This window comes from Pseudomonas sp. NY15356 (assembly GCF_048068175.1).
GTDB classification, from domain to species: Bacteria; Pseudomonadota; Gammaproteobacteria; order Pseudomonadales; family Pseudomonadaceae; genus Aquipseudomonas; species Aquipseudomonas putida_K.
The window spans coordinates 13,959-26,374 of record NZ_JBLUPW010000038.1; the positions used below are offsets into that span (position 1 = coordinate 13,959).

The 12,416-nt window shown below is 63.2% G+C and carries 17 protein-coding genes; 11 read left to right on the plus strand and 6 right to left on the minus strand.

Annotated features, from left to right (window positions below):
• Positions 1-45: 45 nt before the first annotated feature.
• Genes ACNFCI_RS21925 through ACNFCI_RS21945 form a run of 5 tightly spaced genes read right to left on the minus strand, consistent with a single transcriptional unit; the run spans position 46 to position 3,099 of the window.
• The gene (locus ACNFCI_RS21925; RefSeq protein WP_224456808.1) at positions 46-348 is read right to left on the minus strand and encodes an STAS domain-containing protein; all 303 of its coding nucleotides are present in this window, start codon (positions 346-348) and stop codon (positions 46-48) included.
• On the minus strand, positions 345-998 hold the full coding sequence (locus ACNFCI_RS21930) for an MlaC/ttg2D family ABC transporter substrate-binding protein (RefSeq protein ID WP_084854532.1): 654 nt from the start codon (positions 996-998) through the stop codon (positions 345-347). The genes ACNFCI_RS21925 and ACNFCI_RS21930 overlap by 4 nt, the downstream gene beginning before the upstream one ends.
• Before the next feature lie 9 nt (positions 999-1,007).
• The gene (gene mlaD / locus ACNFCI_RS21935) at positions 1,008-1,493 is read right to left on the minus strand and encodes an outer membrane lipid asymmetry maintenance protein MlaD (protein ID WP_084854533.1); all 486 of its coding nucleotides are present in this window, start codon (positions 1,491-1,493) and stop codon (positions 1,008-1,010) included.
• Complete coding sequence (mlaE, locus tag ACNFCI_RS21940; protein WP_084854534.1) at positions 1,493-2,290, minus strand: lipid asymmetry maintenance ABC transporter permease subunit MlaE; 798 nt, start codon at positions 2,288-2,290, stop codon at positions 1,493-1,495. Before mlaE ends, mlaD begins: the two co-directional genes overlap by 1 nt.
• Positions 2,290-3,099 (minus strand): ATP-binding cassette domain-containing protein, encoded by an 810-nt coding sequence (locus ACNFCI_RS21945; RefSeq protein WP_084854535.1) that lies wholly within the window; start codon positions 3,097-3,099, stop codon positions 2,290-2,292. The genes mlaE and ACNFCI_RS21945 overlap by 1 nt, the downstream gene beginning before the upstream one ends.
• A gap of 232 nt (positions 3,100-3,331) precedes the next feature.
• Here ACNFCI_RS21945 and ACNFCI_RS21950 point away from each other — a divergent pair, with 232 nt between their 5' ends.
• The 10 genes from ACNFCI_RS21950 to ACNFCI_RS21995 all read left to right on the plus strand — a co-directional run bounded on the left by ACNFCI_RS21950 (position 3,332) and on the right by ACNFCI_RS21995 (position 10,329).
• Positions 3,332-4,309, plus strand: coding sequence for a KpsF/GutQ family sugar-phosphate isomerase (locus ACNFCI_RS21950; RefSeq protein WP_084854536.1), 978 nt, complete (start codon positions 3,332-3,334; stop codon positions 4,307-4,309).
• A 14-nt stretch (positions 4,310-4,323) separates the two neighbouring features.
• Entirely contained in the window at positions 4,324-4,848 is a 525-nt protein-coding gene (locus ACNFCI_RS21955) for a KdsC family phosphatase (RefSeq protein ID WP_084854596.1), read from the plus strand.
• Positions 4,849-4,856: 8 nt separating this feature from the next.
• Entirely contained in the window at positions 4,857-5,429 is a 573-nt protein-coding gene (lptC, locus tag ACNFCI_RS21960) for an LPS export ABC transporter periplasmic protein LptC (RefSeq protein ID WP_084854537.1), read from the plus strand.
• Positions 5,416-5,940 carry a lipopolysaccharide transport periplasmic protein LptA gene (lptA, locus tag ACNFCI_RS21965; protein ID WP_324817955.1) on the plus strand — a complete coding sequence of 175 codons (525 nt, stop codon included), beginning with the start codon at positions 5,416-5,418 and terminating at the stop codon, positions 5,938-5,940. The genes lptC and lptA overlap by 14 nt, the downstream gene beginning before the upstream one ends.
• On the plus strand, positions 5,941-6,666 hold the full coding sequence (gene lptB / locus ACNFCI_RS21970; protein WP_084854539.1) for an LPS export ABC transporter ATP-binding protein: 726 nt from the start codon (positions 5,941-5,943) through the stop codon (positions 6,664-6,666).
• Positions 6,667-6,822: 156 nt separating this feature from the next.
• Positions 6,823-8,316, plus strand: coding sequence for an RNA polymerase factor sigma-54 (locus tag ACNFCI_RS21975; protein ID WP_084854540.1), 1,494 nt, complete (start codon positions 6,823-6,825; stop codon positions 8,314-8,316).
• Positions 8,317-8,393: 77 nt separating this feature from the next.
• Positions 8,394-8,702, plus strand: a complete 309-nt coding sequence (hpf, locus tag ACNFCI_RS21980) for a ribosome hibernation-promoting factor, HPF/YfiA family (protein ID WP_043213265.1) — start codon at positions 8,394-8,396, stop codon at positions 8,700-8,702.
• Between the two features lie 12 nt (positions 8,703-8,714).
• On the plus strand, positions 8,715-9,179 hold the full coding sequence (gene ptsN / locus ACNFCI_RS21985; RefSeq protein ID WP_084854541.1) for a PTS IIA-like nitrogen regulatory protein PtsN: 465 nt from the start codon (positions 8,715-8,717) through the stop codon (positions 9,177-9,179).
• A gap of 1 nt (position 9,180) precedes the next feature.
• Complete coding sequence (gene rapZ / locus ACNFCI_RS21990) at positions 9,181-10,035, plus strand: RNase adapter RapZ (RefSeq protein WP_084854542.1); 855 nt, start codon at positions 9,181-9,183, stop codon at positions 10,033-10,035.
• Between the two features lie 21 nt (positions 10,036-10,056).
• Positions 10,057-10,329: an HPr family phosphocarrier protein gene (locus ACNFCI_RS21995; protein WP_084854543.1), complete on the plus strand. Its 273-nt coding sequence runs from the start codon at positions 10,057-10,059 to the stop codon at positions 10,327-10,329.
• A gap of 66 nt (positions 10,330-10,395) precedes the next feature.
• Here ACNFCI_RS21995 and pmbA read toward each other — a convergent pair whose 3' ends face one another.
• Positions 10,396-11,742, minus strand: coding sequence for a metalloprotease PmbA (gene pmbA / locus ACNFCI_RS22000; RefSeq protein ID WP_084854544.1), 1,347 nt, complete (start codon positions 11,740-11,742; stop codon positions 10,396-10,398).
• Between the two features lie 109 nt (positions 11,743-11,851).
• Between pmbA and yjgA the strand changes: the two genes are divergently transcribed.
• A complete protein-coding gene (gene yjgA, locus ACNFCI_RS22005; RefSeq protein WP_084854545.1) occupies positions 11,852-12,373 on the plus strand; it encodes a ribosome biogenesis factor YjgA in 522 nt (173 codons plus the stop codon).
• Positions 12,374-12,416 lie beyond the last annotated feature (43 nt).

Genomic DNA, 12,416 nt, shown 5'->3' on the forward strand with positions numbered 1-12,416 from the left:
TGGTGGGGCCTGCTGACCGAGGGGCCATCCCTTAACGGCGAGCCATCAGCCCGCCAGCACTTCATCGAGGTCGTAGACCTCGGCAATATCGCGCATGTCGTCGGGCATGCCGCGCAGCTCCCAGCCCTTGCCGGCGGCCTGGGCGTCACGGATGAAGCCCAGCAGCAGCGAGAGGCCGACGCTGGTGGAGCGGGCCACGGACGAACAGTCGAGCACCACCTTCGATTCGCGACAGGCGGCGATCAATGCCTTGCCTTCCTTGCGCAGGGCTGGGCCGCTGCGGTAGTCCAGCACACCGGCCAGACGCAGGACGCCCGGCTCGGTCATGGTCACGCCGGTGTCGCTCATTTCACTTCCTTGTCGGGCGATTTGTCGGCAGCTTCCTTGGCCTTGGCCACTTCGCCGGCCCAGCCGTCGATGGTCTTGTCCAGGTCGTTGCCGTTGCGCTGCATGGCATCGGCGAACTGGTCGCGGAACAGCTTGCCGATGTTGATGCCGTTGACGATCACGTTGCGCACCTTCCACTCGCCACCGAGCTTGACCAGGGTGTACTGCACCGGATAGACAGCGCCGTTGTTGCCGGTGACCTTCATGCCGACGCTGGTACGATCGCCTTCTTCACCCTTGGCCGGGTCGACAGTGATGCCTTGGTTGTTGTACTCGAGCAGCGCATTGCCATAGAACTGTATCAGGCTGCGCTTGAAGTTCTCCTGGAAGCGCTGCATCTGCTCAGGGGTGGCCTTGCGCGAGTACTTGACGGTCATGATGCTCTTGGAGACGCCATCGGCATCGACCACAGGGCCCAGGATGCGGTTGAGGGCGTCGTAGAACGCCTGAGGGTTGCTCTTGTACTGCTCCTTGTTGGCCTTCAGGTCCGATAACAGCTCGGTGGTGGTGCCCTGTACCACGTCACGGGCAGACTGGCCCGGCGCGGCCATGGCCAGCAGGGGGAAGGCCGCCAGGAGAACCAGCAGGCCGCGTCGCAGGATCGAAATCATGGAAACTCCTTAATTAGCGGGTTGGGCTTCTTTGGGTTCCTTGCCCACGGTATTGAGCAGGAACTTGCCAATCAGATCCTCCAGCACCAGCGCCGACTGGGTGTCATGGATGGTGGAACCATCCTTGAGCACGTCCTCTTCACCGCCCACGCTGATACCGATGTACTTCTCGCCGAGCAGCCCTGCGGTCAGGATCGAGGCAGTGGAGTCGGTCGGCAGGTTGTCGACGTTCTTGTCCAGCTGCAAGGTCACCCGACCGGTATAGGAGTCGCGGTCCAGATCGATGGCCGTGACCTTGCCGATGGTCACACCGGCCATGGTCACTTTAGCTCTGACCGTCAAACCGGCGATATTGTCGAAGTACGCATAAACTTTGTATGTGTCGCTGCTCGGGCTGGCGGACAGCCCGCTGACGCGCAGGGCCAGCAGCAGCAACGCCAGGATCCCGGCCAGGAGGAACAGGCCGACACCGATTTCCAGGGTGCGGTTTTGCATCAGAAATCTCCAAACATCAAGGCGGTCAGAATAAAGTCCAGACCCAGGACTGCCAACGAGGCGTAGACCACGGTCTTGGTGGTGGCACGGCTGATCCCTTCTGAGGTGGGCTCGCAGTCATACCCCTGGAATACGGCGATCCAGGTCACGACGAAGGCGAACACCAGGCTCTTGACCAGCCCGTTGAGCACGTCGTCGGTAAAGGAAACACTGTTCTGCATGTTGGCCCAGAACGAGCCTTCGTAGACCCCCAGCCAGTCCACCGCCACCCAGGACCCGCCCCAGATGCCGACCACGCTGAAGATCAGCGCCAGCAGCGGCAGTGAGATGAACCCGGCCCACAGACGCGGGGCAACGATGTACTTGAGCGGGTCGACGCCGATCATCTCCAGGCTCGAGAGCTGCTCGGTGGACTTCATGTTGCCGATCTCGGCGGTCAACGCCGAACCCGCGCGGCCGGCGAAGAGCAAGGCGGTGACCACCGGCCCCAGCTCGCGCAGCAGGGTCAGGGCGATCATCTGCCCCACGGCCTGTTCGGAGCCGTACTTGGTGAGGATGCTGTAGCCCTGCAGCGACAGCACCATGCCGATGAAGATGCCGGAGACAACGATGATCGCCAGCGACAGCACCCCCACCGCATAGAGCTGCTTGACCAACAGCTGGAAGCTGCCGCCGATGCCGCCACGCCCACCCAGGGCATGGACCAGGAACAGGCAGGAGCGACCGAGCACGGCCAGGACATCGATGGCCGCGCGGCCGAACAAGCGGATACGTTCGAGTACGGATTTTCTGCGCATCACCGCGCTCCCAGCAGGTCGGCGCGATAGTCAGGCGCAGGGAAGTGGAAAGGCACCGGGCCGTCCGGGTCGCCCTTCATGAACTGGCGGATGCGCGGGTTGTCCGAGCCCATCAGCTCGTCGGGCGTGCCCTGCCCCAGCACCTGGCCATCCCCCACCACATAGATATAGTCGGCGATGCTCGCGGTCTCGGCCAGGTCGTGGGACACCACGATGCTGGTGATGCCCAGGGCATCGTTGAGCAGGCGGATCAGGCGCACGAGCACGCCCATGGCGATCGGGTCCTGGCCGACGAACGGTTCGTCGTACATGAGAATCTGCGGGTCCAGCGCGATGGCACGGGCCAACGCCACGCGGCGCTTCATGCCGCCGGAGAGTTCGTCCGGCATCAGGTCGATGGCCCCGCGCAGGCCCACGGCCTGCAGCTTCATCAGGACGATGTCGCGGATCATCTCGTCCGACAGCTGGGTATGGACCCGCAACGGGAAGGCGACGTTCTCGAACACATCGAGATCGGTGAACAGGGCGCCGCTCTGGAACAGCACGCCCATCTGCTTGCGCGCATCGAACAGGTCGCCCCGCGACAGGCTCGGCAGGTTCTGCCCTGCGACCCAGACTTCGCCGGCCGAAGGGCGCAACTGTGCGCCCATCAGGCGCAGCAGCGTGGTCTTGCCGCACCCGGAAGGCCCCATGATGCCAGTGACCTTGCCACGGGGGATGCGTATGTCCACATTGCTGAAAATGCTGCGCGAACCGCGCTTGAAGGTGACACCCTTCAACTCGACCGCGTAGGCGCTATCCACACTCATCTAGACTCCTTGCGATGCAGCCTCGTCTCAATGGACGCCTGCCCTCTTCGTGAAGGCACACGCGCCACCGGCGGGCCGAATAGCGGCGAACTATAGCACCGCTGCAACGCGCGCCCCAAGGCCATCACGCAGGCTGTTCAGGTCAACGACAGCCAGTACGACAATCGATGGATGAGCCTTTCGCACATTGCAGCTATAATCGGCGCCTTTTTATCAGACATTGCTTTTCGACATGAGCCAATCCAGCGAGCTGATCCAATCCGCCCAGCGCACCCTGCGCCTGGAACTCGAAGCCGTAGAGGGCCTGCTGCCGCGCATCGACGACAACTTCGTCAAGGCCTGCGAGCTGATCCTGGCCAGCACGGGCCGGGTCGTCGTGCTCGGCATGGGCAAGTCGGGCCACATCGGCAACAAGATCGCCGCGACCCTGGCCAGCACCGGCACGCCGGCCTTCTTCGTGCACCCGGCCGAAGCCAGCCACGGCGACATGGGCATGATCACCCGCGATGACGTCATCCTGGCCCTGTCCAACTCCGGCAGCACTGCCGAGATCGTCACCCTGTTGCCGCTGATCAAGCGCCTGGGCATCCAGATGATCAGCCTCACCGGCAATCCCGACTCGCCCCTGGCCCAGGCCGCCGAGGTCAACCTCGACGCCAGTGTCGCCCAGGAAGCCTGCCCGCTGAACCTGGCGCCCACGTCCTCCACCACCGCGGCCTTGGTCCTGGGCGACGCCCTGGCCATCGCACTGCTCGAGGCACGCGGCTTCACCGCCGAGGACTTCGCCTTCTCCCACCCGGGCGGCGCCCTGGGCCGTCGCCTGCTGCTGAAGGTGGAAAACGTCATGCATACCGGCGAGGCGCTGCCCATCGTGCAGCGTGGCACCCTGCTCAAGGACGCCCTGGTGGAGATGTCACGCAAGAGCCTGGTCGGCATGACCGTGGTGCTGGAAGCCGACGGCCGCCTGGCCGGCGTGTTCACCGACGGCGACCTGCGCCGCGCCCTGGAGCGCAACATCGATGTGCACAAGACCATCATCGACCAGGTGATGACCGTGCACGGCAAGACCGCCCGTGCCGAGATGCTCGCCGCCGAGGCCCTGCGCATCATGGAAGACAACAAGATCAACGCACTGGTGGTGGTCGACCAGAACGACCGCCCGACCGGCGCCCTGAACATGCACGACCTGCTGCGCGCAGGCGTGATGTGATGGAGGACAACACGATGAATCCGGATCTGCTGCAACGCGGCAAGGCCATCAAGCTGGCGGTCTTCGACGTCGACGGCGTGCTCACCGACGGGCGCCTGTACTTCCTCGAGGACGGCAGCGAGTTCAAGACCTTCAACACCCTCGACGGCCACGGCATCAAGATGCTCATGGCCTCGGGCGTGACCACCGCTATCATCAGCGGGCGCAAGACCCCGGTGGTCGAACGCCGGGCGCGCAACCTCGGTATCCCGCACCTGTTCCAGGGCCGCGAGGACAAACTCGTGGTGCTCGACGGCCTGCTGGCCGAACTGGGCCTAAGCTATGAACAGGTCGCCTACCTGGGCGACGACCTGCCCGACCTGCCGGTGATCCGCCGCGTGGGCCTGGGCATGGCAGTGGCCAGCGCCGCACCGTTCGTTCGTCAGCACGCCCATGGCGTGACCCAGGCGCGTGGCGGCGAAGGCGCAGCCCGCGAATTCTGTGAATTGATCATGCAGGCCCAGGGCAACCTGGACGCTGCCAACGCCAACTACCTCTAAGGCCGCACATGTTCAGCAAGAAAGCCCGAAATATCGTGCTGCTCGGTGCGATCGCCGCACTGCTGGTGGCGGTCGGCTACTGGAACATCAGCCCCGAGAGCTTCCTCGACAAGCCCGTGGCCCAGGTCGACGAAAGCGCTATCGACTACTACGCGATCAACGCCCACAGCGTGCAGTTCATGCCAGACGGCAAGATGCAGTACGAGATGACTGCCGACAAGGTCGAGCACCTCAAGGCCAGCGAAGTCTCCCTGCTGACCAAGCCCGACCTGCACCTGTACCGCGGTACCCAGTACCCGTGGCACGTGCAGAGCGAGCGTGCCGAGGTCAACCCGGACGGCACCGAGGTCGAGCTCATCGAGAAGGTCCGCGTGGCCCGTACCGATGAAAAGCAGCGCGAAATGATCGTCACCACGTCCCGCATGACCGTGTTCCCGCAGAAGCAATATGCGCAGACCGAGCAAGCCGTTAGAATCGACGGCGCCGGTGGGACCACTACGGGCAAAGGAATGAAAGCGTATTTGAAAGACGGCAGGATGGACCTGCTGTCCAACGTAAGAGGACAGTATGAGGCTCGTTAAAACCCTCCCCTTTTTGCTCAGCCTGAGCGCGGCACTGGGAAGCGCGAGCGCCTTGGCCCTGCCCAACGATCGTGACCAGCCTATCCGCATCCAGGCCGACAACGCTCACCTGGACGACAAGCAAGGCGTAGCCACCTATACCGGCGACGTGATCATCACCCAGGGCTCGATGATGATCAAAGGCAACACCGTGACCATCACGCGCGCCGCCTCCGGCGATATCGACGTGGTCACCTCGGTGGGCAACCTGGCGTACTTCGAGCAGCAGCAGAGCGCCGCCAAGCCCGACAAGATGAAAGGCTGGGCCGTGACCATCCAGTACCAGGCGCAGAAGGACCTGGTGATCCTCACCGACCGCGCCAAGGTCGAGAACGAAGGCAACACCACCGAAGGCGAGAAGATCGTCTACAACACCAAGACCCAGGTGGCTACCGCCGGTCGTGGTGGCAATGTGACTTCACCCCGTCAGCGCATCGACATGGTGATTCAGCCGAAGAAGAAGGCCGAGTAAATGGCAACCCTCAAAGCCCAGCACCTGGCCAAGAGCTACAAGGGCCGCCAGGTCGTCCGCGACGTCAGCCTGTCGATCGACAGCGGCCAGATCGTCGGCCTGCTCGGCCCCAACGGCGCCGGCAAGACCACCTGCTTCTACATGATCGTCGGCCTGGTCCGCGCCGACCAGGGCCGCGTGCTGATCGACAACCTGGACGTCAGCCACCAGCCCATGCACGGCCGCGCCCGCGCCGGCATCGGCTACCTGCCCCAGGAAGCGTCGATCTTCCGCAAACTGTCGGTGGCCGACAACATCATGGCCATCCTCGAGACCCGCAAGGACCTCGACCGCGACGGCCGCCGCAAGGAGCTGGAAAGCCTGCTACAGGAGTTCCACATCAGCCACATCCGTGACAACCTCGGCATGAGCCTCTCCGGTGGCGAACGCCGCCGCGTCGAGATCGCACGGGCATTGGCCACCGCGCCGAAGTTCATCCTGCTGGACGAACCCTTCGCCGGCGTCGACCCGATTTCCGTGGGCGATATCAAGCAAATCATCCATCATCTCAAGGCCAAGGGTATCGGTGTGCTGATCACCGACCACAACGTCCGCGAGACGCTCGATATCTGCGAGACCGCCTACATCGTCAACGATGGACAACTGATCGCCGAAGGCGATGCCGAGACCATCCTGGCCAATGACCTGGTCAAGGAGGTCTACCTGGGCCACGAGTTCCGACTCTGAGCCCGGAGTCTGCCCGGGGCACTGCCGCAAAGGTTGCAGTGCTCTAGGCAAACGCTACAATTTCAGGCATATAACTTGCTTAAAATTGGCGCCCCGGCGCCCTTCGTGTAGTGGATGGCGCATGCGCGCCGGCGAACAAGGTATTAAGCCCCAGCCATGAAACCATCGCTCGTCCTAAAAATGGGCCAGCAACTGACGATGACACCGCAGTTGCAACAGGCCATCCGTCTGCTCCAGCTCTCCACCCTGGACCTTCAACAGGAAATTCAGGAAGCGCTGGAATCCAATCCGATGCTCGAACGTCAGGAAGACGGCGACGACTTCGACAACAGCGACCCCATGGCCGACAACGCCGAGAGCAAGCCGGTCGCCGAAGCCCAGGACAACAGCTTCCAGGAAAGCACGGCCAACGCCGAAACCCTGGAAGAAGGCGAATGGAACGAACGCATCCCCAACGAACTGCCCGTCGACACGGCCTGGGAGGACATCTACCAGACCAGCGCCAGCAGCCTGCCGGCCAGCGATGACGACGAGTGGGACTTCACCACCCGCACCTCCACCGGCGAGAGCCTGCAAAGCCACCTGCTGTGGCAGTTGAACCTGGCACCGATGTCCGACACCGACCGGCTCATCGCCGTGACCCTGATCGACAGCATCAACGGCCAGGGCTACCTGGAGGACAGCCTCGAGGAAATCTGCGCAGGCTTCGACCCGGAGCTGGATATCGAGCTGGATGAAGTGGAAGCCGTACTGCACCGCATCCAGCAGTTCGAGCCTGCCGGCATCGGCGCACGCAACCTCGGCGAATGCCTGCTGCTGCAACTGCGCCAGCTGCCGGCCGACACCCCATGGATGGCCGAAGCCCAGCGCCTGGTCACCGACTTCATCGACCTGCTCGGCAGCCGCGACTACAGCCAGCTGATGCGCCGCATGAAGCTCAAGGAAGATGAACTGCGCCAGGTCATCGAGCTGGTACAGAGCCTCAACCCACGCCCGGGCTCGCAGATCGAGTCCAGCGAGCCGGAATACGTGGTACCCGACGTCATCGTGCGCAAGGACAACGACCGCTGGCTGGTGGAGCTCAACCAGGAAGCGATCCCGCGCCTGCGAGTCAACCCGCAGTACGCAGGTTTCGTCCGCCGCGCCGACACCAGCGCCGACAATACCTTCATGCGCAACCAGTTGCAGGAGGCACGCTGGTTCATCAAGAGTCTGCAGAGCCGCAACGAGACGCTGATGAAGGTCGCCACCCAGATCGTCGAGCACCAACGCGGCTTCCTCGACCAGGGCGACGAAGCGATGAAGCCATTGGTACTGCACGACATCGCCGAGGCGGTGGGCATGCACGAATCGACCATTTCCCGGGTCACCACGCAGAAATACATGCATACCCCGCGTGGTATCTATGAATTGAAATACTTTTTCTCGAGCCATGTGAGTACCGCCGAAGGCGGTGAATGCTCGTCTACGGCGATCCGCGCGATCATCAAGAAACTGGTTGCGGCGGAAAATCAGAAAAAGCCATTGAGTGACAGCAAGATCGCTGGTTTACTGGAGGCACAAGGCATCCAGGTAGCCCGTCGCACCGTCGCCAAGTACCGCGAGTCCCTCGGCATCGCACCGTCGAGCGAGCGCAAGCGACTGATGTAGCCCCTGGCTGTGCCATAGCGTTTCAGTGGCAGGTGCAATACCTGCCCTTTATGCACGGGCAACAAAGGAGAAGCTGTATGCAAGTCAACATCAGTGGACAGCATGTAGAAGTCACCCAACCACTGCGTGAGTACGTACTCGAGAAGCTCGCCCGGGTGGAAGGACATTTCGACAAGATCACCAACGTCACGGTGATCATGAAAGTCGAGAAACTGCAGCAGAAGGTCGAGGCCACGCTCCAGATTCCCGGCGGAGAAGTGGTTGCCAACGCCGAACACCAAGACATGTATGCAGCGATCGATGCCCTGGCTGACAAGCTCGACCGCCAACTGAAAAAACACAAGGAAAAACAGCAAAGCCTGCTGCAAGGTGCAGCCGCCCGCTGATCCCTCTCATCCATGATCCGACTTGAAACCATCCTGACCCCCGGCCGTTCCCTCGTGAACGTGCCGGGCGGCAGTAAGAAGCGCGCCCTGGAAAAGGTCGCCAACCTGATCGCCGAGCAAATTCCCGAACTGGAGATGCAAGACGTCTTCGAAAAGCTGGTTGCCCGCGAGAAACTGGGCTCCACCGGCTTCGGCAATGGCATCGCCATCCCTCACTGCCGGCTCGAAGGCTGCACGGCGCCCGTCAGCGCCCTGCTGCACCTGGATGCTCCCATCGACTACGACGCCATCGATGGCGCGCCCGTGGACCTGCTGTTCGTCCTGTTGGTGCCCGAGGCTGCCACCGATGCCCACCTTGAACTGCTGCGCCAGATCGCCAGCATGCTCGATCGCAAGGAGGTCCGCGATCGCCTGCGTGCCGCCGACAGCAGCGAGGCCCTGTACCAGGTAGTCCTGGACGCACAGAACGAGCACTAACATGCGCCTGATCATCGTCAGCGGCCGGTCCGGCTCCGGCAAAAGTACCGCCCTCGATGTCCTGGAAGACAACGGCTATTACTGCATCGACAACCTGCCCGCCGGGTTGTTGCCGCAACTGGCCGAAAACGCACTGATCAATACCGAGCTGTTGCAACCGAAGGTGGCCGTCTCCATCGACGCGCGCAACCTGCCCAGCCACCTGACCCGCTTTCCCGACCTGCTCGAAGAGGCCCGAAGCCGGCATATCCAATGTGATGTGCTGTACCTGGACGCCGACGAGGAGACGCTGCTCAAGCGCTTCTCCGAGACCCGCCGGCGCCACCCGCTGACCAACGCCAATCGCTCCCTGGCAGAGGCGATCCGGGTCGAAAGCGAGCTGCTCGGCCCGATCTCCGACCTGGCCGACCTGAAGATCGACACCACCAACCTGAACCTCTATCAACTGAGGGACTCGATCAAGCTGCGCCTGCTCAACCAGCCCGAGCCCGGCACCGCGTTCCTGGTCGAGTCCTTCGGTTTCAAGCGCGGCATGCCCGTGGACGCCGACCTGGTGTTCGACGTACGCTGCCTGCCCAACCCGTACTGGAAGCCGGAGTTGCGCGAGCATTCCGGGCTGGACCAGCCGGTGATCGACTACCTGGCCGCCCAACCGGATGTCGAGGAGATGTTCCAGGATATCTCCAGCTACCTGCTCAAATGGCTGCCCCGCTTCGCCGCCAGCAACCGTGCGTATGTCACCATCGCCATCGGCTGCACCGGCGGGCACCATCGTTCCGTGTACCTGACCGAGCGCTTGGGCCAGTTGCTGCAACAATCCCTGAAAAACGTCCAGGTTCGCCACCGCGACCTCTAGCCCAAGGATATCCGCCCCACGATGCCCGCCCGCGAAATCACCATCATCAACAAGCTTGGCCTGCATGCCCGGGCGGCGGCCAAGTTCGTCGGCGTGGCCGGCCGCTTCCCCTGCCAGGTCAGGGTCGGGCGCGCGCCGGACAAGCTGGTCGATGGCAAGAGCATCATGGCGGTGATGATGCTCGCCGCAGGCAAAGGTACCCAGGTACACCTGATGACCGAGGGCGAGCAGGACACCGAGGCCATGGATGCCCTGGTCGAATTGATCAACAACTACTTCGACGAAGGCGAGTAGCCCTAGCCAGCCAAACAACCGGGGCCGCGAAGCGGCCCCGGTTTTTTTTCAGCAATGCGGCAGGCATCAACTCCCCGCGACAGTCATCCGTTCGATCAGCACCGAGCCACTGTGGATGTTGCTGCGGGTTTCGATATCGCTGCCGATGGCCACGATCTGCTGGAACATGTCCTTCATGTTGCCGGCAATGGTGACTTCCTGGACCGGGAACTGGATCTCACCGTTCTCTACCCAGAAGCCCGCCGCGCCGCGGGAATAGTCGCCGGTCACCATGTTCAGGCCATGCCCCATCAATTCAGTTACCAGCAAACCGCGCCCCATGCGACGGATCAAGGCTGCCTGGTCTTCCACCCCGTGGGTGACGAACAGGTTGTGCACACCGCCAGCATTGGCAGTGCTCGGCAGGCCCAGCTTGCGCCCCGAATAAGTACCCAGCAAATAGGAAACCAGCTCGCCCTTGTCGACGAACGGCTTGGCATAGGTGGCCAGGCCATCGCCATCGAAAGCGGCACTGCCCAAGGCGCGCGGCAGGTGTGGGCGCTCGTCGAGGGTCAGCCAGGTGGGGAACAGACGCTGGCCGATGGCACCATCGAGGAACGATGACTTGCGGTACAGGTTGCCGCCGGAGATCGCCGACAGGAAGCTGCCGAACAGGCCACCGGCCAATTCGGCAGAGAACAGCACGGGCACTTCGCAGGTAGGCACCGGGCGCGCGCCCAGGCGGCTGGCTGCGCGCTGTGCGGCCCGCTGGCCGATGCTGCGCGGGTCGGCCAGCAGGTTGCCCTGACGATTGACGTCGTACCAGTAGTCGCGCTGCATCTGCCCTTCGCCTTCGGCGATCATCACGCAACTCAAGCTATGACGCGTGGAGGCATAGCTGCCGATGAAACCATGGCTGTTGCCATAGACCCGGCAGCCTTGGTGAGTGTTCAGGGTCGTGCCGTCGGCATTGAGGATGCGCGGGTCGGCATCGAAAGCCGCTGCCTCGCAGGCCAATGCCATCTCGACGGCCTTTTCCGGCTCCAGGGCCCAATCATGATAAAGATCGAGGTCCGGGATCTCGCGGGCCATCAATGCCGCGTCGGCCAGGCCTGCACATTCATCCTCGGAGGTATGCTGGGCGATGGCCAGCGCGGCCGCGACGGTCTCGCGAATCGCCTCCGGGCCGCTGGCCGAGGTGCTGGCCGAGCCCTTGCGCTGGCCGACGTAGAGGGTGATGCCGAAGCCTTGGTCGCGGTTGAACTCGACCGTCTCGACCTCACGCTGGCGCACCGTGGTGGACAGGCCCTGCTCCAGCGACACCGCGACCTCGCAGGCGCTGGCACCTTGGCGGCGCGCTTCTGCGATGATCGCCTCGACCTGCTCCTGCAAGGCTGGCAGGTCCTTGGGGCCTACGCTCTGGACTGCACTCATGGTTTTCTCCACTCAAAATTCTGCGTTCGGCTTGGGTCATTGTACGACCGGGCCGGACAAGCGGCCCCCGACTGGTTATCATGGCGGCGATTTCCAGCGGACTGCCACCATGGTTGATTCTTACGACGACGCCTTCGACGGCGAAAAAAGCAAAACCCAGATCAAGCGCGAGCTGCATGCGCTGGTCGAACTCGGCGAGCGCCTCACCACGCTCAAGGCCGAAACCCTGGCGCGCCTGCCCTTGACCGACGAGCTGCGCAAGGCGCTGGCCGAGGCCTCCAAGCACACGGCTCATGGCGCCCGCAAACGCCATATGTCGTTCGTCGGCAAGCTGATGCGTGTACAGGACATCGACGCGATCCACGCCGTGCTCGAGCAGATGGACAGCTCGACCCGCCAGTACAACGAGCGCTTCCATAACCTGGAGCGTTGGCGCGATCGCCTGATCGATGGCAACGACGACGACCTCGAACGTTTCGTCAACGAGTACCCCGACACCGATCGCCAGCACCTGCGTTCGCTGATCCGCCATGCCCAGCACGAGAAGGCACGGAACAAGCCACCCGCCGCCGCGCGCAAGGTCTTCAAGTACATCCGCGACCTCGACGAACTGCAGCGCGGGCTGCGCTGATCCCTGCCGAGGAGCCCTGCCGGGGCGGGCGCGAAGCCGGCGA